Origin of the sequence: Argonema galeatum A003/A1 (assembly GCF_023333595.1) — a bacterium.
In the GTDB taxonomy this organism is placed as follows: Bacteria; Cyanobacteriota; Cyanobacteriia; order Cyanobacteriales; family Aerosakkonemataceae; genus Argonema; species Argonema galeatum.
Genome location: NZ_JAIQZM010000008.1, coordinates 75,926 through 100,269 on the forward strand (window position 1 = coordinate 75,926; position 24,344 = coordinate 100,269).

Annotated in this window: 23 protein-coding genes and 1 pseudogene; 14 read left to right on the forward strand and 10 right to left on the reverse strand. The window is 44.3% G+C overall.

All coding sequences use genetic code 11. The features are described from left to right. The first annotated feature begins 79 nt into the window (after positions 1 to 79). The 3 genes from LAY41_RS10850 to LAY41_RS10860 all read left to right on the forward strand — a co-directional run bounded on the left by LAY41_RS10850 (position 80) and on the right by LAY41_RS10860 (position 2,400). A complete protein-coding gene (locus LAY41_RS10850; RefSeq protein ID WP_249097259.1) occupies positions 80 to 880 on the forward strand; it encodes an EAL domain-containing protein in 801 nt (266 codons plus the stop codon). A 35-nt stretch (positions 881 to 915) separates the two neighbouring features. Further along, positions 916 to 1,350: a ferritin-like domain-containing protein gene (locus LAY41_RS10855; protein WP_249097260.1), complete on the forward strand. Its 435-nt coding sequence runs from the start codon at positions 916 to 918 to the stop codon at positions 1,348 to 1,350. 78 nt (positions 1,351 to 1,428) lie between these two features. Next, positions 1,429 to 2,400, forward strand: coding sequence for an FTR1 family iron permease (locus LAY41_RS10860; RefSeq protein WP_249097261.1), 972 nt, complete (start codon positions 1,429 to 1,431; stop codon positions 2,398 to 2,400). Between the two features lie 367 nt (positions 2,401 to 2,767). Here LAY41_RS10860 and LAY41_RS10865 read toward each other — a convergent pair whose 3' ends face one another. Together LAY41_RS10865 and petG are read right to left on the reverse strand one after the other, a co-directional pair. After that, a complete protein-coding gene (locus LAY41_RS10865) occupies positions 2,768 to 2,956 on the reverse strand; it encodes a CsbD family protein (protein WP_249097262.1) in 189 nt (62 codons plus the stop codon). Positions 2,957 to 3,172: 216 nt separating this feature from the next. Beyond that, entirely contained in the window at positions 3,173 to 3,286 is a 114-nt protein-coding gene (gene petG / locus LAY41_RS10870; protein ID WP_249065076.1) for a cytochrome b6-f complex subunit V, read from the reverse strand. A 229-nt stretch (positions 3,287 to 3,515) separates the two neighbouring features. On the opposite strand from petG, the gene LAY41_RS10875 reads away from it, so the two are divergent. Then, entirely contained in the window at positions 3,516 to 3,905 is a 390-nt protein-coding gene (locus LAY41_RS10875) for a c-type cytochrome (RefSeq protein ID WP_249097263.1), read from the forward strand. Positions 3,906 to 4,000: 95 nt separating this feature from the next. Here LAY41_RS10875 and LAY41_RS10880 read toward each other — a convergent pair whose 3' ends face one another. Further along, on the reverse strand, positions 4,001 to 5,794 hold the full coding sequence (locus tag LAY41_RS10880; protein ID WP_249097264.1) for an ABC transporter ATP-binding protein: 1,794 nt from the start codon (positions 5,792 to 5,794) through the stop codon (positions 4,001 to 4,003). A gap of 548 nt (positions 5,795 to 6,342) precedes the next feature. Here LAY41_RS10880 and LAY41_RS10885 point away from each other — a divergent pair. Both LAY41_RS10885 and LAY41_RS10890 read left to right on the forward strand, forming a co-directional pair. Beyond that, positions 6,343 to 8,949, forward strand: a complete 2,607-nt coding sequence (locus LAY41_RS10885; RefSeq protein WP_249097265.1) for a two-partner secretion domain-containing protein — start codon at positions 6,343 to 6,345, stop codon at positions 8,947 to 8,949. A gap of 53 nt (positions 8,950 to 9,002) precedes the next feature. Further along, entirely contained in the window at positions 9,003 to 9,839 is an 837-nt protein-coding gene (locus LAY41_RS10890; protein WP_249097267.1) for a hypothetical protein, read from the forward strand. 209 nt (positions 9,840 to 10,048) lie between these two features. Here the strand turns inward: LAY41_RS10890 and LAY41_RS10895 are convergent, their stop codons facing one another. Together LAY41_RS10895 and LAY41_RS10900 are read right to left on the reverse strand one after the other, a co-directional pair. Then, the gene (locus LAY41_RS10895) at positions 10,049 to 10,420 is read right to left on the reverse strand and encodes a hypothetical protein (RefSeq protein WP_249097269.1); all 372 of its coding nucleotides are present in this window, start codon (positions 10,418 to 10,420) and stop codon (positions 10,049 to 10,051) included. A 128-nt stretch (positions 10,421 to 10,548) separates the two neighbouring features. After that, complete coding sequence (locus LAY41_RS10900; protein ID WP_249097270.1) at positions 10,549 to 10,815, reverse strand: hypothetical protein; 267 nt, start codon at positions 10,813 to 10,815, stop codon at positions 10,549 to 10,551. Positions 10,816 to 11,146: 331 nt separating this feature from the next. On the opposite strand from LAY41_RS10900, the gene ahcY reads away from it, so the two are divergent. From ahcY to LAY41_RS10940, 8 genes are all read left to right on the forward strand, one after another. Beyond that, positions 11,147 to 12,424, forward strand: a complete 1,278-nt coding sequence (ahcY, locus tag LAY41_RS10905; protein ID WP_249097273.1) for an adenosylhomocysteinase — start codon at positions 11,147 to 11,149, stop codon at positions 12,422 to 12,424. Between the two features lie 129 nt (positions 12,425 to 12,553). Continuing rightward, entirely contained in the window at positions 12,554 to 13,162 is a 609-nt protein-coding gene (locus LAY41_RS10910) for a DedA family protein (protein ID WP_249097274.1), read from the forward strand. 122 nt (positions 13,163 to 13,284) lie between these two features. After that, the gene (locus LAY41_RS10915) at positions 13,285 to 13,908 is read left to right on the forward strand and encodes a DedA family protein (protein ID WP_249097275.1); all 624 of its coding nucleotides are present in this window, start codon (positions 13,285 to 13,287) and stop codon (positions 13,906 to 13,908) included. Next, a complete protein-coding gene (locus LAY41_RS10920; RefSeq protein WP_249097276.1) occupies positions 13,898 to 16,663 on the forward strand; it encodes a pentapeptide repeat-containing protein in 2,766 nt (921 codons plus the stop codon). Before LAY41_RS10915 ends, LAY41_RS10920 begins: the two co-directional genes overlap by 11 nt. A gap of 113 nt (positions 16,664 to 16,776) precedes the next feature. Next, positions 16,777 to 17,505, forward strand: coding sequence for a histidine phosphatase family protein (locus LAY41_RS10925; protein WP_249097277.1), 729 nt, complete (start codon positions 16,777 to 16,779; stop codon positions 17,503 to 17,505). Then, positions 17,502 to 18,587, forward strand: coding sequence for a hypothetical protein (locus LAY41_RS10930; protein WP_249097278.1), 1,086 nt, complete (start codon positions 17,502 to 17,504; stop codon positions 18,585 to 18,587). The genes LAY41_RS10925 and LAY41_RS10930 overlap by 4 nt, the downstream gene beginning before the upstream one ends. Before the next feature lies 1 nt (position 18,588). After that, positions 18,589 to 19,311, forward strand: a complete 723-nt coding sequence (locus tag LAY41_RS10935) for a 2'-5' RNA ligase family protein (RefSeq protein WP_249097279.1) — start codon at positions 18,589 to 18,591, stop codon at positions 19,309 to 19,311. A gap of 97 nt (positions 19,312 to 19,408) precedes the next feature. Beyond that, complete coding sequence (locus LAY41_RS10940) at positions 19,409 to 19,942, forward strand: hypothetical protein (protein WP_249097280.1); 534 nt, start codon at positions 19,409 to 19,411, stop codon at positions 19,940 to 19,942. 478 nt (positions 19,943 to 20,420) lie between these two features. Here the strand turns inward: LAY41_RS10940 and LAY41_RS10945 are convergent, their stop codons facing one another. The 5 genes and pseudogenes from LAY41_RS10945 to LAY41_RS10965 form a co-directional block, all read right to left on the reverse strand. Beyond that, complete coding sequence (locus LAY41_RS10945; protein WP_249097282.1) at positions 20,421 to 21,608, reverse strand: TRC40/GET3/ArsA family transport-energizing ATPase; 1,188 nt, start codon at positions 21,606 to 21,608, stop codon at positions 20,421 to 20,423. 38 nt (positions 21,609 to 21,646) lie between these two features. Then, entirely contained in the window at positions 21,647 to 22,036 is a 390-nt protein-coding gene (locus tag LAY41_RS10950; RefSeq protein WP_249097284.1) for a C6orf136 family protein, read from the reverse strand. Continuing rightward, complete coding sequence (locus LAY41_RS10955) at positions 22,037 to 23,011, reverse strand: FkbM family methyltransferase (RefSeq protein ID WP_249097285.1); 975 nt, start codon at positions 23,009 to 23,011, stop codon at positions 22,037 to 22,039. A 134-nt stretch (positions 23,012 to 23,145) separates the two neighbouring features. Then, positions 23,146 to 23,712 carry a hypothetical protein gene (locus tag LAY41_RS10960; protein ID WP_249097286.1) on the reverse strand — a complete coding sequence of 189 codons (567 nt, stop codon included), beginning with the start codon at positions 23,710 to 23,712 and terminating at the stop codon, positions 23,146 to 23,148. 89 nt (positions 23,713 to 23,801) lie between these two features. After that, positions 23,802 to 24,344: pseudogene (locus tag LAY41_RS10965) on the reverse strand (DUF4912 domain-containing protein); the annotation flags it as partial.

Here is a 24,344-nt window from a genome sequence, read left to right on the forward strand (position 1 = left end):
GTTTGAGTTTTGGCTTCTAGCTTCCTACTGACACTTTTTTCGGCCCGATCGCAAATAACCTTAAATAGCTGGGACTATCATGAGCTTAACCAAGTCAGGAAACTCAAAAATAGATAATATTTACCTAGAAGAAGATTTGATGAAAGCAAATATTATCAAAATTTTAGATAAAAACTTATTTTTTTGTGAATATCAGCCTATAGTTTGTCCAAAAAATAATATCATTCATGCTTATGAAGCATTGGCAAGATTCCAAATAGATGGCGAATACATTGCCCCAGACTTAGTATTTGGTTCCCTACATCAAGACAAAAGGCTATTTTTTAAACTAGAATCTCGAATAAAAAACTTTCAAATCTGCCACAGACCTGCCAATTTTAATCTATTTTTAAACTTAGATCCCCATGTTTGCGAAGAAGATTATCAGTTAAAATATTGGTTATCTACCTTTTCCAACCAAGTCAACCTCGTAGTCGAAATTATTGAAAATACCAGCGTCAGCAATCTTGATAATATTAAAAACTTCATGCGCTTATTAGGTAAATGTGGGATAAAAGTTGCTTTAGATGACATCGGAGGTATAAATAACTTATTTTCCTTTGAATTGTTGGAATATGCCAATTACCTTAAATTTGACAGGAGGTGGTTTGAACTAATATATTATAGCGAGTCATACAAAATTCTCCTGCAAGGTTTGATTGCCTTTGCAAAATCCAAAGGAAATCTGTGTATATTTGAAGGAGTTGAAACAGAAAAACAATTGAAATTAGCTGGCGAATTAGGTGTAGACTATGTACAGGGGTTTTTGTTCCGAGATAAGTTTATACTAGCTCAAGGTAATGAAAGCCCAAACTTGATGGATGAAAGTTACATTTCCTAATTGTTAACTCATCACTTTATAAGGATAGAAAAATCGTGAGAGAACTTGACCATAAAAAGACTGTAGACCTGCTAAATACCATCATGGAATTTGAACTTGCAGGCGTCGTGCGTTATACGCATTATTCGCTGATGGTGACTGGCCCCAACCGGATTCCGATTGTGGAATTTTTCAAGTTGCAGGCAAATGAATCATTAACCCATGCCCAACAAGTGGGAGAGATTCTCACTGGTTTAGAGGGGCATCCTACCCTGCGGATCGCTCCTATGGAAGAAACCTACAAACACACCGTGCGAGATATTTTGGAGGAAAGTTTATCCCACGAGAAAAAGGCAGTGGATCTTTATAAAGCCTTACTAGATACAGTTGAGAATGCCAGCATTTATCTGGAAGAATTTACCCGTACTATGATTGGCACAGAAGAAATGCACAACATCGAAATTAAAAAGATGTTACGCGATTTTAGCTAATGTTCATTAGTCATTATTGAATGAGTGATTATTGAATGAGTGATTTGTGACTTTTGAATGAGTGATTTGTGAGTTACTATGGATTTTAGTTCTGCTTTACCTACGTTTATCATTACCCTGCGAGAAGGGGTTGAAGCCGCTTTAGTTGTGGGGATTGTGCTGGCTTTGCTCAAGAAAGCCAAGCAAAGCAAACTCAACCCGTGGGTTTATGCCGGGATCGGGGTTGGGATTATAGCGAGTGCGATGGTGGGTGTGCTATTTAGCTCGATAATTCAATGGCTAGGCACATCGAATACCCAGTATGCTCCTGTAATAGAGCCGCTGCTAGAGGCTGTTTTTGGGGTTGGCGCGATCGCTATGCTCAGCTGGATGTTAATCTGGATGACGCGGCAAGCACGTAGCCTAAAAGGTCAAGTCGAGGGAGCCGTAACCGCTGCTCTCAAAGACGAAACGGCAGCCGGTTGGGGCGTTTTTAGCCTCATTTTAATCGCCGTTTTGCGCGAAGGCTTTGAAACCGTTCTGTTCATAGTAGCTAAATTTCAACAAGGATTAATTCCCGCTTTGGGCGCACTTGGCGGTATAACGATGGCAGCTGGTATTGGCGTGCTTCTATTTAAATGGGGCGTCAAGATTGACATCCGCCGATTTTTCCAGATAATGGGAGTTTTGCTGCTCCTAATTGTAGCTGGTTTGGTTGTTTCGACAATGACAGATTTTGACACTGCTGTTAAAAGTCTCTCGCAGATGAATCGCGAATCAGAATCTCTTTGTTTTTACTACGAAAGGTTTGCCAAGAACCCCTCCTGCATTTTGGGGCCGATGGTTTGGAATACTACCCAATTGCTGCCACAAGACAAGTTTCCCGGCATTATTCTGCATACTCTGTTCGGCTACGCCGACAAGCTTTATATCGTGCAAGCATTGGGTTATCTGGTGTTTTTATTTACCATCGGCAGTCTTTATTTCCGCAGCTTGAACAGTCGAACTCCTTTGCCTGCGAAAAATGGTAAGAGCAGTTCCACAACTACTGATAAATCAGTTCGTTCTTAACAGCAATGATGGCCTGGGGATAATTTCAGATTTCAGATTTCAGGTTTAAAAAGCCTTGACCCCTTTTTTACCTGACGACTAAAGTCGCAGCTACACAAACAAAGCCCGCCTGCGCGGGCTTCAAGAAAAAGGGGGTAGTTAACCCCGATTTGGTATGAGCAATTTCTTTGTAGGTTGGGCCATTGTGAAGCGAAACCCAACCTACTCTCGCAAGTCCATTTTTCGGCTTGGCGAAGGTATTGGCATGAGAAACCGGGTTTCTTTGGTTGTCAAGGTCGATATTTCGTTGCGAGAGAGCGAATATTCCCGGTTTCTGGCATTACTTAATCGGTGTCCTAGTGAACAACGACCAATTTTGAACCAAAACCTAAGCTCTGTCGATGATTTCTTTGGCTTTATCTTTGAGGTCTTCTACAGCGTGAGTTGCAGCTGCTTCATCCTGCTTTGCTTGACCTTCTACTTTGTCTTTGGGGTTTCCAGTAACCTCGCTGGCTGCTTCCTGGATTTTGCCTTCAATATTTTTGGCAACTGCCTTCGCCCGATCTTCAATGCTCATATTAAACTCCTTTGAACAGCTAGAAACTTAAAAATCTGAAACTCTTATAACCCTAGTATAGGAGTTTAATCTGGTAAACCGGCTCTTCCGCTAGTAAGATTTAAACAACAGCGCCCAAATATCTAACTAATGACTAATGACTAATGACTGTTGACTGCAAATAGCCAACAGTCAACAGTAGACTTACGCTTTTAACCGTCTTTGGTGTTAGCGCTTCTATAGGCCCAGCTGATTGCCGCGCTTATACTGCATATATGCTGCGAAAAACAGCCCAGTGAGGGTAACCAGCACTAAGCCCAGTACGATTCCTGAAAGTAGGGGTTCTACCACGTCAGTTCTCCTTGAATGTTAACGTTTATTGCCTGTATTTCATATTACTACTAGGTATAGCTGCCAGGACGAAGCAACCCGGTACGATGCTAAAACTGGCTTAAGTCTAGCAGGTTAGGGCTGGGCAGGTTTACAGGGGCAACATATTGCCCGATCGCGCACCTTGCATGGAGTGTCTAGAAATTTTAAGCTATGTATATCAATAAAAATTTACTTGTATTTTCTTACCGTGCTAAGCAACCATGTGGAAAAGCAGCCTACTAAACTAGAAGTCGCGATCGCGCAGCTCACCTTGATGGTTCTAGCATTGGTGCTGGCAATCCTGGTGGTGATGGTGGCCTTTCACCAGTGGCAGATGTCCAACCCTTATGTCAAGAATGTCTTGTCGCTGAACGGCGATTCAGTGCAGGGTTATGCCATTTTCCAAATGAACTGTGCTGGGTGTCACGGTTTGAAGGCGGATGGTCGAGTCGGGCCTAGTCTGCAAGGTGTCTCGAAGCATAAGTCCGAGGTCAGCCTGATTCATCAAGTCACGAGTGGCAAAACACCCCCTATGCCACAGTTTCAGCCTACACCTGAAGAAATGGCAGACCTGCTCAGCTATTTGAAAAAATTATAGCTGGACAACACTACTCCCTTGCCACCCAAAGAATATCTATACATTGGTGGGGCATTGGGCATAGATAATCTTGCTGTGGGAAGGGAGTAGTGTTGTTAGGTTTCAAACTGTTTGGCGTAAAATCGGGCATAGCGATCGCCTAATTGCAACAGTTCCTCGTGAGTTCCCGATTCGAGAATTTGCCCCTGTTCCAATACCAAAATGCGATCGGCCCGACGCACAGTGGCGAGTCGGTGGGCGATAATAAACACTGTGCGGTCTTTCATAATTCGTTCCAGCGCCTCCTGTACCAAAGCTTCCGACTCGGAATCCAATGCAGAAGTAGCTTCGTCGAGGATGAGGATTCTGGGGTTGAGGAGGACGGCGCGTGCGATCGCAATTCTTTGTCTCTGTCCTCCCGATAAGTTTACACCCCTTTCTCCCACCCAAGTTTGATACCCTTGGGAGAATTGGGTAATAAACTGGTCAGCGTTGGCAATTTTCGCTGCCGCCTCTACAACTTCCATCTCAAAGTCAGCTTGTCCAAAAGCGATATTCTGAGCAATAGTGCCAGAAAATAAAATCGTTTCCTGGGGAACAATCCCAATTTGCCGCCGCAAACTCCGCAACGTCACATTTTTTATATCAACGCCGTCGATAAAAATCTGCCCGGTTTGGGGGTCATAAAATCGGGGTAGTAGATTCGCCAAAGTGGTTTTTCCCGCACCGGATGGCCCAACTAAAGCGATCATTTCTCCGGGTGAGACTAATAAATTCATATTTTGCAGTACCGGAACTCCCCCCGACAACAGAAGGGATTCCGACCCTTTGGCCCCCCCTGTGGACGGGGGGGGTTGGGGGGGGTTCCCTGGGTAAGCAAAGGTAACATTGCGATATTCTACTTTCCCAGTAACTTGCGGAAGTTCTTCTGCATCTAGGTTTTCCAGCACTTTCGGTTGAATTGCCATCAATTCAAAAATGCGATCGACAGAAGCCTCACCCTGTTTAAAATCGTTGTAATTGCTAGTAATATGGGCGATGGGGTCTATTAGCAATCCCACACCAGCGATATAGCTGACAAATTTTGCGCTAGTCAGGTTACCAATAGAAATTTGCCAACCGCCTAATAAAAATAGCAGCATTACGCTGATAGCATACAAAAATCCCACGACTGGATTCTGAATTGCCTTTAGCTTTTCAGTTGCATACTTAGCTTGGCGATTAGATTCCGCTTCGGTGGCAAAGCGCTGAATTTGATATTCTTCTGCCGCAAAACCTTGCACCAAACGAATGCCGCTGAATACTTCTGTCAGCAAAGAAGATAAATTAGATATCTGATTTTGACTGCGGCGGGAAAACTTGAGCATCTGTTCGCCAAACCAACCAATTAAAATGCCCATTAGCGGTGCAACTATAAAGGTGGCTAGGGTTAGTTGCCAGTTCAGATAAATCATGTAACCCAGCACTACTATCAGCTGCAACACGCAGGGGGTAAAGTCGTGAAAGATTTTATTGACGACTTCTCCAATGCGATCGATATCTTCGGTGAGTCGATAAGTTAAATCACCTGTCTGTGCTGTTTCAAAATAACTAAGATTCAGACGCAGCAGGTGAGAGTAAATTTTTTTACGCAACTCTAGGGCAACCGAGAGGGCTGCTTTGGCCATAATGGAATCCTGACCGTACTGCATGATTTTCTGGAGTAGAAAAACCACGGCAAGGATGCCCGATAACTTCGCCAGTGCTATTATATTGCCCTGTCCGATAAATTCGGCGATTTGCCCTGCCAATGCAGCTTGTATCGGCCAGAATACCGTAAATCCAAGGGTACAGGTCAATGCCTGCGCGATCGTTTTCCACTCTTGGCGGATGTAGGGGATGAGTTGGTAGTAACTAGAACGGGTTTTCAAGGCGATATCCGGGATAAGCTATGCTTTGACATAGGCTACCACCACCGCGCCCTTAGAAACCGGGTTTCTTGGAGAAACCCGGTTTCTTGGTCTTCACCACCGCGCCTGGAAGCGCACCCTTTACTTTTGTATGACTGACATATTTATGATGCCGTGTCCCTACAAAAATGAGGAACATTACCATAATGATTCCGAAAGACCTACCATTCCGTGAAAAAGTTTTGGTCAGAAGTACGAATCAAGCTAAACTTGTTGTGGATATCATTCAGGCTAATAATTGCTTCGGTAATTGCAACTGTTTGAACCATAAGACAGCAGAGGAGGTGTTTAAAATATGTCGCTAGTTAAAAATTTTAGCGCATTGGTTGAAAGAGAAACCCGGTAACTTCTGCGAAACCGGGTTTCTGCTATGTACTTCATGCAACTGAAACCCGCTATCAGGGGGGCTAGGGGATCTAGGTTTCAGGCTTTCGGTGCGTAAGTCCTATTGAAGTTAAGGCCAAACAGTGATATAACAACCAAAAAGCTATACAACTAAATTCCTGCGAATGAAAAGCTCTCCTCTGCGATTTTGGGCTGGATTAGGAATTGTTACGGCCTGTCTGTCGGCACCAAACTCCATAGTGGCACAGATTGTGCCAGATGTCACACTTCCCAATAATTCAATAGTCACACCTTCTGGCAACACCCTCACTATTGAGGGAGGAACACAAGCAGGTGGCAACTTATTCCACAGCTTCCGAGAGTTTTCCGTACCCACTGGCAAAGAAGCATTTTTTAACAATAGTTTGGATATACGGAATATTTTTACCAGGGTAACAGGTAGTTCGATATCTAATATTGATGGATTGATTAGAGCTAACGGCACAGCTAACTTATTTTTAATTAATCCGAATGGTATTATTTTTGGACAGAATGCCAGGTTGAATATTGGTGGCTCATTTTTAGGGAGTACGGCGAGTAGCATTAAGTTTGGTGATGGGATAGAGTTCAGTGCTACCAATCCTCATGCTTCACCTTTGCTGACAATTAATGTACCCATTGGTTTGCAATTTGCCGCCAACAGCCCCAATCCAAATGCCGCGATCATCGTCCAAGGTGTGGGTAATAATCTGAGTTTCGATCCAGACACATTCGCGACTATTAGAGATAATAGGCCAGTTGGTCTGGAGGTGTCACCCGATCGAACCTTAGCCCTAGTGGGAGGTGACATCACACTCTTTGGAGGAAATTTGACTGCACCAGCCGGAAGAATTGAACTGGGGAGTGTTGCACCAGGGAGTTTAGTCACCCTCACCCCAACGAATACAAGTTGGCAGTTGGGATATGAAGGAGTGGAGAATTTCCAGAATATCAGTTTATCTCAGGCGGCTTCTGTCGATGCCAGTGGCAGTGGGGGTGGAAGTATTCAAGTGCAGGGACGGCGCGTGACCCTTGCCGATGGTTCGGCAATTTTGAGCCTCACTCTTGGCAGCGATGAAGGAAAAAGTGTGACTGTACGTGCGTTGGAGTCGTTGGAAATGACGGGTGCCGCACCTAATAACAGTAAGTTTACCAGCTACTTGGCTACTGATATTCAACCAGAAGCCAAAGGTAATGGGGGCAATTTGACCGTTGAAACGGGACGGTTGACTCTCAAAGATGGGGCAGGGATAAGCACTGTTACCTCTGGAAAAGGTAATGCGGGAAATATGTCGGTCAAAGCGAACGATGCGATCGACATAATTGGCACTTCTCCCGATGGTGTGTTTCCCAGCTTCTTGGGGTCTTTCACCTATGTTAATTCAACAGGAGATGGGGGCAATTTGACCGTTGAAACGGGACGGTTAACTCTCAAAGATGGGGGATTTATCAGCAGTACTACTATTGGAGAAGGCAAGGCGGGAAATGTGTCGGTCAAAGCGATCGATGCGATCGAACTAATTGGCACAACCGCCGCTGGTCTGTTTGCCACGGATTTGAGTGTTTCAACTTGGCCAAATTCAATCGGAGATGGAGGCAATTTGACGATTGAAACCGGACGGTTGATTGTCCGAGATGGGGCACAGATCAGCGCTTCTACCGTTGGGCAAGGTAAGGCGGGAAATCTTTACATTAAAGCGAATGATGCGATCGAAATAATTGGCACTTCCGGCGATGGTCTGTTTGTCAGTAACTTGGGTGCTTCCGCTGAGTCACAATCAACAGGAGATGGGGGTAATTTGACCATTGAAACGGGACGGTTGATTGTCCGGGATGGGGCAACTGTAAGAGTCCGCAGTCGTGGCACAGGAAAAGCAGGCACGCTTGTGGTGGATGCTGAAGAGATCGAGCTTTCTAATCAAGCTTCTCTGGATGGAAATACTAAAGCAGGCGGCGGTAGCATCGAACTGCGATCGCCCACCATTACATTGCGCCACAGCAGCATCATCACCAACGCCACTGGAGGTACTAGCGGCGGCAATATCGTAGTTGATTCTCAATTATTGCAGTTGCGAGACAGTAGTGCGATCGCCACCAACGCCACTGGAAGCGAAGTCAAAGGCGGTAACATCACCCTCAATACCGATGCGATCGCCGCTTTAGAAAATAGCGATATCAGCGCCAATTCGATCAACTCCTTTGGCGGCAGAGTCACTATCAACGCCCAAGCTATCTATGGGGCACAGTTACGCACAAGGGAAGAACTGCAAAGCTTACTGAATACTGACGATCCTACCCTTTTAGACCCCAGGAAACTGCCTAGTAGCGACATCACGGCCACAGGAGCAAATTCTTCCTTAAGTGGCACTGTAACGATCGACACCCCTGATGTTGACACCAGCGCTGGGTTAATCACTTTACAAGATAATCTCGTTGATGCCACCACGTTAGTTGCCTCTAGCTGTCGCAGCAGGGGAAAAGAACAAAACCAATTGATCCTTACCGGCAGAGATAGTTTACCGCCTAATCCCTATGAAGAACTCAATAGTTCTTGGGTAGATTTAAGACCAAGGTTACCAGCGGGGCAGAGGGGCAGAAAGGACACTTCACTCAGCACGGCTGACCTTGCACTCAGCACTGAGATTGTCGAAGCGCAAGGATGGGTGATTAACTCCTCTGGACAAGTGGAACTGGTAGGACAAGGAGTTTTACCGCCTTCCCTCACTCATCCCTCTTGTCAGGCGTCTCAATAAGGGCGTGGCATAATTCACTCAGCACTTTGCTATATCTGTGAGGAAATAGACAAATGAACTCAAAAGTAAAGTTATTATCCCTGACTGTTTGGATCACTGTATCGCTTTTGACGATCGGTGCAACGCTAGTCGTTTTGGGAATTTTTAACAGCGCACTGCAATGGGATATTTTCAGTGACCAAGTTGAAGCTGTTTTATATGGAATCTTTTTCTCTTGTATTTCTCTCAGTGCTTTCGGCGTCGCCATGACTTTTGTGCTTGGCATAAAAAAAATAGTCGAAGCAGTCGAATCTCTCGAACGAAACCGTAGTTTAGATAGTTCTTTAGTTGTTCCCGAAGCACGACGGATTACTTATGCAGGATATATGCTGGGAATTGTAACTGCCATATCCGCTTTAATAGGGGCTTTAGCTTTAGTAGATTATCAAGTTCAACTTCACCGCAGCCAAGTGTTTAAACGGGTAGCGTCGTCACAAATGGAAACTTTTAAAAATAAACTCGTTCAGCAAGTAACTATTTTGAAAAACCCTCCAGTCAGTAACGTTCCTAAAACTATTACTGATTTGATAGATAGTTTAAATGGCTTGTCATTTGTTGAGAATCTTACTCTCTACGTTCTAGATCCTCAAGATGATTCCGTGATGTGGCGATATCAAAGATATCAGAAAAATGAGAAAGGCCAGCCAATTTTTGTAAGAGTTTACGTAGCTAAAGACTATGAAAAAGCTATCAAGCAAGCGTTAAAGAATGATTCTAAATTGCTTAGCGATCTGAATAAAAAGACTAATTTTGAATTGTACTATCCGATTAAAGATGCAAGGGGTAGTTCGATCGCCGTACTCAGAATAGACGGGAATAAACGAGAAAGCTTTAGAGACTACAAATTTTAGCAGTTAATGATTACAAGTATTACTTAAATATTTGGTATGTTGTTGCGCTTCAGCGCTCTTTAAGATAGCGCCCAAGCGCAACAACATACCTAAAAAGTTTTATCATAGGCAATCGACCGGACATGATATAAGTGCTATAATGACAAAAAAAAAACGGTAGGACAAAAAGCCCTACCGCTATCCAACCCAAAGGAGAAAACTTGCTTTATCTAAAAACCAACTAATTCTCGCGCTTCTAAACCAGCGAGTTGTTGTGCTATTGCTAATCGCGCTTCCAGCTTAGCAACGGTAAACTGATTGCGGAGATATTCCAGGTAAGCGATCGCATTCGCTTTTTCAGTATTTAATTGCGTTAAAAGATCCAGCGCCTTTTGATATTCATGATTGAATTGCAACAATTCAAAACGACGCGCCCTGCGTTGAACTTCATTTCTTAGTTGGGAACTAACCGCCACCATCATATCAGCTCTGCCTTCAAAAGCATTAATTAGCTGCCGCATTGCAGATAATTCGTAGTCTAATTCAGCGATTCTTTGGGCGGCTTGAGAAATAGCAAGGGGATAATCACTGAGTTCGATCATCAAGTCATTTCCTCATAAAAAAACGGCTATGGTCAGAATTTCAGATTTAAGATTGCAGATTTCAAATTTAAAAAATTTTGAAATATTCTCAATTTGCCATCTTAAATTTGAAATCTGAAATTATCTATCTATGCAACAAGTTCCTGCCGTTGAGAATGAGCGGAAATCTCAGTAAGATTGAGAGGAAGCTGCTCAACTTGCGATAAAGGCGCTTTTTCCAAAACTTCGATTTCGATCCGCACAGAAACCAGGTAAGAACCAGCTTTTTCGTCAACCGCATCAGAAATCAGCTTGGCGAATTCCGGGCGCTTCGCTGTGAGGGGGTCTCGCAAAGTGCAACGATCCCAGTCGTGCTTGGCATTCGGATTGAGGCTGAGAATGTAGTGTTTAGTCATAGGGCAAAAACCTGAATCCATCCTCTAGAACGTCGCCATTGAGCCATTTACAAGGAAACTGGGCTCGATGACTCTACCTTTATATTATAGTACAGATGTACTGTTTTAGCAAGAGTGTGCGATCGAGAGGGAAAGACCCACGGAAACGGAAATTTGTAAGTTTTTAGTCCCCAGTCCAGTAATTGCGCTTGACAAAGCAGACAGTGTGTGTATTGCCAGAAACACCTGGAGGGGCGAAGCATTCGGGTAAAAAATATTGGGTCTACCCAAAGACAGATGGAGTAATCTAGATTAGACCTGGAAGTTTAATGTTTCTCAAAAAACCAATTTCATGACTGCAACTTACACACAGCCAAAGCACGAAGTAAAAGACCTGTCCCTCGCGCCGCTAGGAAGGCAGCGCATTGAATGGGCGGGACGGGAAATGCCCGTGTTGCGGCAAATTCGCGATCGCTTCGCCGCTGAAAAACCCCTCGCCGGTATCCGTTTAGTCGCCTGCTGCCACGTAACCACCGAGACTGCAAATCTCGCCATTGCACTCAAAGCCGCAGGTGCAGACTCCCTCCTCATCGCCAGCAACCCCCTGAGTACCCAAGATGACGTAGCCGCCTGTCTCGTTGCCGATTATGGCATCCCCGTATTTGCCATCAAAGGCGAAGATGCCGAGACTTACAGCCGCCACGTCCGCATTGCCCTAGATCACCGTCCCAACGTGATCATCGATGACGGCAGCGATGTCGTCGCCACCCTCATCCAAGAACGGCAACACCAGATTGCCGATTTGATTGGCACCACCGAAGAAACCACCACAGGCATTGTGCGTCTACGCGCCATGTTCCGCGATGGCGTTCTCACCTTCCCCGCCATCAACGTCAACGACGCCGACACCAAGCACTTCTTCGACAACCGCTACGGAACTGGCCAATCCACCCTTGATGGCATCATCCGCGCCACCAATATCCTACTAGCAGGTAAAACGATCGTCGTCGCCGGATACGGCTGGTGCGGCAAAGGCGTCGCCCTTCGCGCACGTGGTATGGGCGCTAACGTGATTGTGACAGAAATCGACCCGACTAAGGCGATCGAAGCAATCATGGACGGCTTCCGAGTCATGCCAATGTCAGAAGCCGCATCCCAAGGCGACTTATTTATCACCGTCACCGGCAACAAGCACGTCATCCGCAACGAACATTTCGATGTTATGAAAGATGGCGCAATTGTTTGCAACTCAGGTCACTTTGATATCGAAATCGACCTGAAAGCACTTGGTGCAAAAGCCACTGAAGTACGAACAGTGCGGAACTTCACCGAAGAATATCGCCTGCAAAATGGTAAATCCGTTGTCGTAATCGGTGAAGGGCGTCTCGTTAACCTAGCAGCAGCAGAAGGACACCCCAGCGCCGTCATGGATATGAGCTTTGCTAACCAAGCTTTAGGTTGCGAATATCTGGTTAAAAATAAGGGCAAACTAGAACCAGGTTTGCACTCAATTCCAGTTGAAGTTGACAAAGAAATTGCACGTCTGAAGTTGCAAGCAATGGGGGTTAACCTTGATACCCTAACGCCAGATCAAATCGAGTACATGAACTCCTGGACTTCGGGAACATAAGGTATAGAAACCCGGTTTCTTTGAGAAACCGGGTTTCTAGGTTTTCTCAAGAAACCCGGTTTCTCAAAGAAACCGGGTTTCTAACAATATGCAAGGGATCGTCTTTTTTACAACTGAGGAATTTCGCCGATGCAGGAATGGATAATTAACATCATGACTTCCCTGGGCTATTTGGGAATCGGACTGCTAATGTTCTTAGAAAATTTATTCCCTCCCATCCCCTCAGAATTAATTATGCCGTTTGCGGGATTCACCGTATCGCAAGGGAAGATGGAATTGGTGCCTGCAATTCTAGCAGGAGTGGTTGGCACTATGGTGGGCGCATTGCCGTGGTATTATGTCGGCAAACTCGTCGGTGAAGAAAACATCAAGCGGTTAGCAGACAAGTACGGCAAGTGGATTTCAGTATCAAGCAGAGATATTGAAAAAGCAGATAACTGGTTTGACAAGCACGGGCAGAAAGCGGTATTATTCTGTCGCTTAGTACCCGGAGTTCGTACCCTAATTTCCTTGCCAGCAGGCATCAGCGGCATGAGTTTGATGCCATTTCTAATCTACTCAACCGTTGGTACAGTATTGTGGGTGAGTTTTCTAACCTTTTTAGGTTACACGCTGGGTAAAAACTATGCGCTGGCGGAACATTACATTGACCCCATTTCTAAAATAGTTTTCGTTGGACTCATTGTGGCTTTTGTTGTCTGGGTAGTGAGAAAAAGGCAAAAAAGAAAAATGCTCTAGGGGCGAAGTACAGGCAAAAAAATACCTAATTTTCAACTAAACTGGATGACAAGTGCCAGAGAAAAAACCTAGTTCATCATTCAGAAATAAAAAGTCAGGAATATTAACTGAGAGTAGATTAGATGCACTTTGATTTGCCACAACTGATTAAATCGCTGGGATACTTTGGAGTATGGGCGATTATATTTGCTGAATCGGGATTGCTGGTGGGGTTTTTCCTGCCAGGAGATAGCCTGCTTTTTACTGCTGGCTTTATAGCATCTCAGGGATTCTTGAATATTTGGGTTCTCATTTTTGGCGCTTTCGTCTGTGCGGTACTGGGTGATAATGTTGGCTACGCCACTGGCTATAGATTCGGTCGCCGCTTGTTCCAAAAAGAAGATTCGTGGCTATTTCATAAAAAACATTTGGTTAAAACGCAAAACTTTTATGAAAAGTACGGTAAAAAGACAATCGTGCTGGCTAGATTTATGCCGATTGTCCGTACCTTTGCGCCGATTGTTGCTGGTATCGGTTCGATGCAATATCGAACTTTTATGTCCTACAATCTCATGGGCGGCGCACTTTGGACTTTTGGTATAACGCTAGCTGGATATTATCTCGGACAAGTTATTCCCGATGTAGATAAGTATCTATTGCCGATAGTTGGAATAATTATTGTTGTTTCTTTGCTACCTTCGGTAATTCATATAATTCAAGAAAATAGGTCAGCAAAAAGTGAAAATAATTTAAAAGATGGCGATTAATCGCCCAGACGCAAGTCGCAAGTTCATTACCACAGAGCCTCTAGGGAAAAGCGGACACAGGGGTGAAGCAAAGGTTTGGGATGCCGTAAAAAGTGATTTTGCAAATCGGGAATGTATTGCTTACTGGCGTTATCCCATCTTTTCTAAAGTTGGAAAAACTCGTAAAGAGCCTGATATTTTAATAGCCGATTTGGAAATCGGTCTTATTGTTATTGAAGTAAAGTCGGTCACTATAGATAAAATAGTAGCGATCGCTGGTCATCGGTGGGAATTCCGCAATTTTTACATCAGAGATGGCAACCCCTACGAACAAGCAGAGAATCAGTTGTTTGCATTGTTGGGATATTGCGATCGCGAACCAATTCTCCGCCGAAAAGTAAATGGTAGAGCCATTGTTGCCTTACCGCTAATTACAGAAAAACAATGGCAGGAAAAAGGCTTTCACCAACTACCAAGTTGTCCCCCCATCATCTTCCAAGAACATCTACTCAATATAACCTCTCCCCCAACCCCTCTCCTTGCAGGAGAGGGGAGTAATTCTTCCAATACTCCCCCCAACGCTAGCAGGGAAGGGGGGTCGGGGGGGTTAGGTTTGCCCCTACTCAAGCGGATTCAACAAATCACCCCCGTCATCAAAGGGGTAAAACTGAATGACGAACAATGGAAATTATTATTATCTGTAATAAGTGGAACGCCAGTTTTTCGCAAACCTCCAAACAATCTGCAATTAAAGTTAGCAGTCAGCGAAATTTTACCCCCAATTCCAGGAAGTCGCGCCAGCATTTTAGCTAAAGCGCGACAACACTTATCCGAATTTGATTTACAACAAGAACACATTGGCAAACAAATTCCACCTGGTTCCCAGCGAATTCGCGGTATTGCTGGTTCTGGCAAAACCGTTCTGTTGTGCCAAAAAGCTGCACATATGCACTTAAAATACCCAAATTGGGATATTGCTTTAGTGTTTTTCAGTCGCAGTTTGTACGACCCTATCACCAAACAATTAGATAAGTGGTTGCGTCGGTTTAGCAGTGGCGAGGTGGAATATAAGCCAAACAATGAAAAATTGCGCGTATTTCACGCTTGGGGTGCCAAAAATCAACCCGGACTCTACAGTATAATTTGCGAAGCAGCTGGCGTTCAGCGTTTAACTGCTTATGACACCGATAGCAAGCAACCCAACGAAGCGTTAGCGGAGGTGTGCAGTCTGCTACTCCGCACAGCAGTAATTCCCCAAATATTTGATGCCATTCTAATTGATGAAGGTCAAGACTTAATTGTTGATGACGAGTTTAAATTTGAGGACAAGCAACCTTTTTACTGGATGGCTTATCAAGCATTGCGATCGGTTGACCCCCAACATCCAGAACAGCGGCGCTTAATTTGGGCTTATGATGAGGCGCAAAGTTTAGAAAGCTTGAATATGCCTACAGCGGGGGAATTGTTCGGTGATGAATTAGCGCATTTGGTGACTGGGGAATATCCCGACGGCATCAAAAAAACCGAAGTTATGCACCGCTGCTACCGCACTCCCAGCCCAATTTTGACAGTGGCGCACGGTATTGGCATGGGATTGTTGCGATCGGGCCGAATGCTATCGGGAATTACTAGAACTGAGGATTGGAAAGCGATCGGCTACGAAGTGACGGGTCGCTTTACTCGCGGTCAACGAATTACTTTGAAGCGTCTGAGCGAGAACTCGCCTAATATTATACCACAACTTTGGGAAAAACCAGTAATAGAGTTTGAAATTTATCGCGATCGCCAATCAGAATTAACCGCTTTAGCACAAAACATTATATATAACCTCAAACACGATAATCTAAACCCAAGTCGCGATATCTTGGTAATAGTTTTAGGCTCCTTTTTCGAGGCAACTATCCTAGAAACTCATGTAGCTGAGTTTTTGATATCCCAAGGCATTAATATCTTTATTCCTAGTACAACCAACTGCAATATCTTGAAAGCAGATTCAGAAAACCGCGACCCCAACAAATTCTGGTGTGAAGGTGGCGTCACAGTGTCTCGCATCCACCGCGCCAAAGGCAATGAAGCGGACATAGTTTATTTAGTTGGTTTGGATAATATCGCCAAAGAAGAGAGTAATATTATCTTACGCAATCAGTTATTTATCGCTTTAACCAGGACACGCGGTTGGGTAAAATTGAGTGGAATTGACAACTATCCTATGTATGAAGAAATGCGACGGGTGATTAAGAGTGGCGACACTTTCACCTTTACTTTTAATCAGCGCCCAAAACGGGAGATTAGCCTCACGGATGCCGGGGAATTGCTCAATAAATATGCGGCTGGTACTAGAAATTTTCAAGGTGCAGATTTGCGTTATATTCAATTGCCTGGTGCGGATTTGCGGGATGCCAATTTGATTAGTACGCAATTGACTGGTGCTAATTTGAGAAATGCCCAATTGGATGGCGTAAAATTGGTGATTGCCGATTTGAGTAATGCCGATTTGAGTAACGCCAGTTTGAGGAAAGCAAAGCTGATGGGGGCAATTTTGAGTGGTGCTGATTTGAGTGGTGCTGATTTGAGTCGCGCTGATTTGAGCGATGCAGATTTGAGGAATGCTAAGTTAGTTGGGGCGACGTTGGTGGGTGCTAATTTGAGTGCTGCCGATTTGAGTGGTACGGATTTGACGGGTGCGGATATTGCGGGGGCTGAGTTGAGTGATGCGAATTTGGCCGGTATCCAGCTGGGTGGGGCAACCATGCCCGACAGAAGCATTCACGGGTAGGGGACTGAAACATCAACTCAGGAAGCATTTATTAAGATCTTGTATTTATATGATTTACAGTAGCACAATAATATGTATAATTAACAAGATGCAAATTGAGGTGAAAATAGTAGATGCCCATACAGGAAATCCAGAAATGTAATGGGCCTGTAAGTTTTAGAACAGGCAAAATTTTAGGCTGGGAAGAAATTAGTGAAAGACTTCAAGATTCTGTTTGGCTTTCTAGGAATGTAGAATTACACCTGATCCGACACGCAGAAAGTGAAGTAAACGCAGATAAACGAATAACAGGATCTCAAGATGTACAAATTACCACAAAAGGACAAATTCAGGCCATTAATTTAGGTAATAAGCTTGACGAGTATTATGATATGGCTTTTTGCTCAAGCCTACAACGTTCCCAAAAGACTCTCGATCTAGCCCTTGAAAACGGAAGAAACGGTAGAATTACCGTAGAAAAAATTTTTAAGGATAAAAGGCTTGATGAGCGGAGTCTTGGTGTATTAGAAGGTCAGAAAGTCCAGTGGATTCCAGCTTATGCAGTTGGAGATATGAATTATGCCCCTGAAAATGGAGAGAGTTATGATGAAGTTGCCAGACGCATTCTTTCTTTTCTTCTAGAACTTGCTGATTGTGTTAGAGACAACGATATCGGTAAACTTCTGATATGTGGACACATGGGGCCAATGAGAATCATGGTAGGTATTCTTGAGGAGCAAGAAGATCCAGTAACTGTACTCAGATTTGGTTTCCCGAATGCTGATATATTAAAATTCACATGGAATCGCTTAAAAATTCCGGGATTTCTTAAAAATATTGCATCTGAAAGAGAGTTACCATGAATCAAATCACTCAAGACTATCCCTCTGAATATCCCTATGCTCGTGAATGGTGTGGTAATTCGATTGATATTAAACAATATGTGACGCTTAAAGAAAATTGGGATAAATCAAAGGAATTGATAAACAGCATTAGGAAATGTCTAAATAACGCGGAAATTCATCCTGTCGTTAAGACAGTTGCGGCTGCTGGTTCACTAGGAAGAATGGAAGCTTCTCAAGACGTTTCCGATGCCGATCTGATTATAGTATTGTCAGACAATACTGAACTTGACTCACCTGAAGCTGAAAATGCCTATAATTCGGTCTGGAAAGCGCTCGAATCCCTTACAACCCTTACAATAAGACGACCAAAAGATACTGGCGTTTTCGCAGATCCCACAAACCAAAAACAACTTCTTGGAGATGTGGGGAAAGCCGATGAAAGTATGAAGGTTTTTGGTAAGCGCCTTCTCTTGCTTTTGGAAACACAGCCAGTATATGGGGATGAATCTTATGCAAAACTGCTCAATGTAATAGTTGATCGATATGCAGATAAATATGTCCAAAGAGAACCTCAAAAAGAATGGACATTTTTACTTAATGACCTGATTCGATATTTTCGTGCGATTTGCGTAAACTACCAGTGGGACTTTGACAATGAAGCCGGAAAGTGGCCGCTTCGCAATGTCAAGCTCCGCCACAGTCGCATTGTAATGTATAGTGGTCTTTTGATGCTACTCGGAGAAGCCAGTAAAGAACGTAGAAATAAAGTTGATTGGCTCAAGGAACGGCTGAAAATGACTCCACTGGAACGATTGGAGTGGGTTTATGAGCAAAATAAAGACTGGAATTTTCATCGCATTGCAGAGCCATACAACGTTTTTCTATACCAAATCAGCATTCCACAAGTTCGTACAAAACTCAATGTCGATCCAGCATATGACAACAGAGAGGATGAAGATTCTTACAAGAAACGTTACGATATTCCCGAATTCTCTGCACTTAAAGCAAACTCTAACGGTTTGATTGCCGAGCTTTGGCGATTCCTTCTCGCTCGACGTGGATCTTGGACTGAAGAATTTTTTGAGTATCTCATTTTCTAGTATGTTTGAATTAAATCGCTATGCTGTATTCGCGCTTCTTGACTCTAGAAGTGTCTCACCTGTTCAGAACGATCAGCGTCGCCTCACCAGTATCACAGGCAATCACATGGCTTTTGGCTTTCCTGTTCACATCACACTGAGAGGAAGGTTTAGAGCAGAAGAATACGTCGTTGCGAAGGCTTTTGTAAAGGCTTTTAAGGAAATCAATCGAACGGCTCTAAACGTGCAAACGGATATATGCCTCAGTGAACCAATCTATATTAAGCCTGACTTAGTATGGCTTGAGGTACTACCTCAGTATCGGGGATACGAAACTCTACTATACCTCCACAGGTTTTTCGAGCAGATAGTAAGCGAAGCTGTAGTAGAAGATGAAATTCCAGAAACATATAAATACTCTGGTTTTCGTCCTCATGTAACGCTCGGCTGGGGTGTGACACCTCAAGCCTGGGAAGAATTCTTTTCTATTGCCCCAGCTACTTTGAAGCAAAGCAGGATAGGCTCTATTGCTCTAGTTCGTTACCCTCATAGCTGGCCTGAAGAGGAGGCTGTTAATGTAATATTAGAAATTCCTTTATCTGATAGAAGTAAATCTTATCCATCTGATCTGAGTGGAAAAAGATTGCTCAAGCATTTGCCTGTACACAGGCGTTTACGGTGTTCTAGCCCATCGTGGCGTGGCAAGCCGGTTGTATGGCAAGGTAGATCGAACCAGGGAATATAGTTGCGATCGCGCCTTAACTAAATTTCTAACCTGTTCGGGATGAAGTATCAGCATCAAATGAGAGCATAGGAAAGATCAGTGTCCGATTATACTTCATATGACTTCCTTAAACATCAATCTTTACCTCTGCCTCGAAAACCTGCTCTTTTTTGCGATCGCTACCTCTTTTACTGCGATCGCACATTGGGCGTGGAGAGACTTAAAACCTTTCACCCTTCCCGAACCACTGCCAAGCTGGTTTAAAATCTGGTTTGGTACAGTGCAGATAGTGGGAGGGTTAATTCCGCTACTGGCAATGTTCTTGTGGGGCGTGTGGTGGGGCTACACCAGTGTCTTAACTGTGTTTATTCCCTATTTTGTCATGTTGGGATTGCAAATCCTATCTGAGATTTTGACATTAAGGCAGTTTCAATCTGTCGTCTGGGTGATGGTTCCTTATTTATATTTGCCTTATCGCATCTGGCAGTTGTATGAGGGACTGACAATTTTAAGCCCTGAAAGCGATCTGATTTGGATACGGTATTTGTTAACTGTAGAAATTGTGCTGTGGACTGGAAACTACGCTTTAGATCTGGCTCAGTTGCCAAGGCTTTTTCGCTGGAAATTACAAGAAAAAAAGGACATTTCTTGATAGCTAGCCAAAGTGCGCTCGCTAAACTTATCCTTTAAAAATTGGGAACTCTGCCAAGTTCGGAGTTCCCAATCTATCTAGCTATTTGAAGCAGTTTAGAGGATTTGATATCATGTCCGGTTACATCGGCCTTGTCTGTGGGAATCATTGGTTAAATTTTTACCGCAGACTTCGGCGTGAGCGCGGAAGTTGAGCGTTCGACTGAGCGCTCACGCCGAAGTCTTTGTCGAAACTCAGTCGAACGATGAAGACAGATAAACGCAGATGAACGCAGATGCTGAAAAGAGATTTTTTAGCGTCCCGATGCTACCGGACATGATCTGACAGAAGAAATAGACAACAGATATATTACAGTACTAAGTAGTGAATAAACTATTGACCATTTGTCAATTTTCTGGCTTGGATATTCTCTTTGATCTCCTGCTCCGAAATCTCCCCAGCAGTCTAATCGATATGGGAAATAATAGCTCGATCGCTACTAAACCTTAGCCGCCTCAGCAAACCGAATTTTCAGATAATCATCTTCCATTTTGGCACTAGCAGGTTGTAAAGCTGCCAAAGCTTGAGGTAAAACCAAATTCCGGCGGTGATTGCCAATTCGGATATTCAATTCATCCCCAGTTTTACTCAATTGGATTTGGTCTTTAGCAATACCGGGCAAATACAGTTCCAAAGTGTACTGATTTTTGTCTTGCACCACCCTAAGCGTAGTTTCTTTGTAATAAACTTGCGATGGGTCTTCGTTTGCATACAGCACTTCTTTCAACCGCTCCAAAGCCGCCAAACCGCACATTTCTTCCGAAAATAGGGGAACTTCCTTCACGGGAAGAGGCATAAAATTATCGTGAATTTCCTGGCGATATTGCTGTTGGTTTTCCTTCCAACGCTTGAAGAATGGATCGGTAACTTCTTCTGGAATAATCCGATTCGCTACTATCAAATCTGTGGCAACATTGTACAAACTCAAATAGGCATGGGCGCGTAAAGACTCTTTAATCACCATTTTTTCGGGATTAGTTACCAAACGCACCGAAGTCAGGGCGTTATTAGTTAAGATCTTTTCCAGCGCTTCGATCTGCTCGTAAAATTCGTAGGGGGCGTCCATTACCTCCTTATCAGGCAGGGAAAAACCTGCGATCGGCCTAAAGAATGGTTCCACAAGCGGTCTGAGCGCCACTGATATGCCTTGCAGCGGCTTGTAGAACCGCCGCATATACCACCCGCTGACTTCCGGTAAACTCAATAGCCGCAGCGCCGTACCAGTAGGAGCTGAGTCAATAATCAGCACATCATACTCGCCCTCATCGTAGTGGCGTTTCATGCGTACCAAGCCAAAAATCTCATCCATGCCCGGTAAAATCGCCAATTCTTCAGCCTGGACGCCTTCTAGCCCCCGCGCCTGCAATACCTGAGTGATGTAGCGCTTGACTGCGCCCCAGTTCTGTTCCAGTTCCACCAGTGCATCTAGTTCTGCGCCCCATAAGTTTGGGCGAATCAGTCGCGGGTCGTGTCCCAGTTCCAAGTCAAAACTATCTGCCAAAGAATGAGCGGGGTCGGTACTGAGAACGAGGGTTCTATAACCGAGTTCAGCACAGCGAAGTCCAGTCGCAGCGGCGACTGAGGTCTTTCCCACTCCCCCTTTGCCGGTCATGAGGATTAAACGCATATTATGTCCTACCTGAGAATTGTTTACATTTATTTACTTTATCGAGTCTTTAAAGGAAACAGGTGCTGCTTGAGAACATCAAGGCGCGAACAGTTCCAGTAGTCGATGTGGGAAACGATCGATCCTTCACTATTGAGTCGCATCTCAGTCCAGCCAGAGATGGCGATGCGCGGTTTCCACGGCAGCGGTGTATTCCAACTTAACGTCCAGCGAGTTTCGATCGCATCATCCCGGCGGCGAATATCGTGTAAATCCAGTTTGGGGTCAATAAACCAGGTGCGGATTGAGCCAATCATCTGTTTATACCGCTCAATCCCCCGAAATTTGTTGAGTGGGTCTTGAAAGTAGACATTTTCGGCATAGATGCTGTAAGTTTGATCCAATGGAAATCTTTGGTAGTCTTCTTTGAGTATTTGAATAATGTCCATTTAATTAATGTAATTCCTCATTTCGACAATAATAGGTAGAGAATCTATTCCCTGATTTACCACTTCTGGAATTGGAGATAGAGTATCAATGATATTTTTGGCAAAATTATAATTTGTGTCATTTCCATAAGTACGAGTCAAATATGCCAATAGTTCCAAGGCATAATCCGTAAAATTCAAAACATCAGCAATACAAGCCAATTTGAAAATCCGATCTGGTGTGCTTAGATGTGTATTAAAATCTTTTCTAATCAGGTCGCGGAAGTAAAAAGCATCTGCCCACAATAGAAATCCAGCATGAAATTTGGAAATAATCGGTGAAATCGTCCGACAACCCCGCCCAGTGCTAATCACTATATCGCCCAGGGTAAATCCTTGCTTTCTCAAATATATATCTACATCACTAAATAGAGGCTGATTTACATATAACTCAGTAAAGTTTACTTCAGTCGCAACAGCTAAAACACCGCCTTCTAAAATTCTAGCTGCTCCTTCTAAAACCTGAAGCTCTGCCCCTTGCACATCAAGGTGTATAAAGTCAATTTCATTAATTCCTTCGGATTCACAAAATTTATCCAAAGTCGTTGTATCGACTTCGACGGTAGTAATTAATTTGAACAAATCTGAATATCCGCTGAACCGCTCTACATAAGATTCATTAGGAGGATATAAAGAACTGCATCCGGTAAAATTGGTAACATAAATAGGAAAAGTACCTTCTGAATTCCAAAGAGCTAGCGGGATATGTTTTTCAGTCCAATTTACTTGTCGAACTTCAATATCGGCATTGGCATCATCGCAAGCTTCTGGATCGGCATCAAATCCATAGATAGTAAGATTGGGTGCAAAGATATTCCAGCCAACAGAGCCATAGTCATCTCGGTTTTCCAACTTACGAGAGCCAACAATACAAACTGTCATGTGGATTCGATCTAGATGACCGCTTTCTTTTAAGCTGGAAAGGAACACTGACATACTAAAGCTCTTTACTTTATCGATAGTTAAGTTTGAGTGGATCGATCGCACCTTGGCAGCTGGCGAGGGATGAATCTAGGATAGCGGCATAGGGTAAGAGCAACACTGGGGAATATTGCGATCGCGACTATAAACTATGGCTCCACTTCCGGCCAAAAACGTTCCAGCTGATATCGCCATGCTGCCAGCACCTGTTCACGAGCGGCTGCCCCCTGCGCCATGTCCCCCATTAATCCTTCTTCGTAGAAGCGGTCTAAAGTTTGCAGAGTGGCTTCAAGTGATTGTCCTTGCAACTTGGCAGCTTTAATAATTTGACGGACACGACTCTGAACTAGCTGGTTAAAGCAGTCAGATAGACCGCGTTCGTGCAGAGACAACAGTCGTGCGATCGCACCTGAAAAATCACTTGTCACCAAACTCTCTCGATTGTGTTGAAACACACCCCACAGAACGTCTTGCATTAAAGCGTAGCGCGTTTCCTGAGTGACATCAAAGTTAGCCTCTAACAGCTGTTCGAGAAAAGGCTGAGCTTCTTGAGCAGGTACGATCGGGATCAGAATTCGCAGCCAAGATAAATCGTCTGAAAGTAGCACTAAAAGCCGATAATTTGGCCTCTCTACCTGCCAGGAGCCTGGTGCGATCGTCTGAACATCTGGGCCAAATAGTTCTTGTAATGTGAGGGCAATCTGTTCTGGTGTCATATTTATTCAGAAAATAAACCCCCGTCTGAAGTCGGGGGAGATATTCGTAGTTTTGCAAGCAGGGGTTTTCCCCTGCCTTACAAAACGTACTAAACGGGGAGCCATTCTTGAACAGCTTCTTCCTTAGTGTTGGTATGCCGCGATGGCGTCTCGCGGGTAAACTCCATGTGAATCGATCGCGTTTGCTCTCCATCAGCCGCCACCGCCAGGACTGGAAAGTCAATTACACCATCTTGGAATGAGATCTGGAAGCGGAAAGTACCATCTGGATTCAGCTTAATCGGACGACCGCCGATCGTCACCGTAGCATCCGGCTCAGTTGCACCGTAAACAATTAGCTCAGCATCAGCAACTAACCAGAACTGGCGAGGACGGATAGGAGGTATAGAAGCCGAGAAGCCAACACCCGACATCCCCATCCCAGACTCAGTAGGAAGTGCCCACATTCCTACACCAGAGGGGATGATGTAAGAACTCAAAGCGTAAGAACTTGCCGCCTGTTCGTAAGAACTTAAAGCGTAGGAACTTAGCGCGTAGGAACTTACCGGCACCGCATAAGAACTCAAAGCGTAAGAACTTGCCGCCTGTTCGTAAGAACTTAAAGCGTAGGAACTTAGCGCGTAGGAACTTAC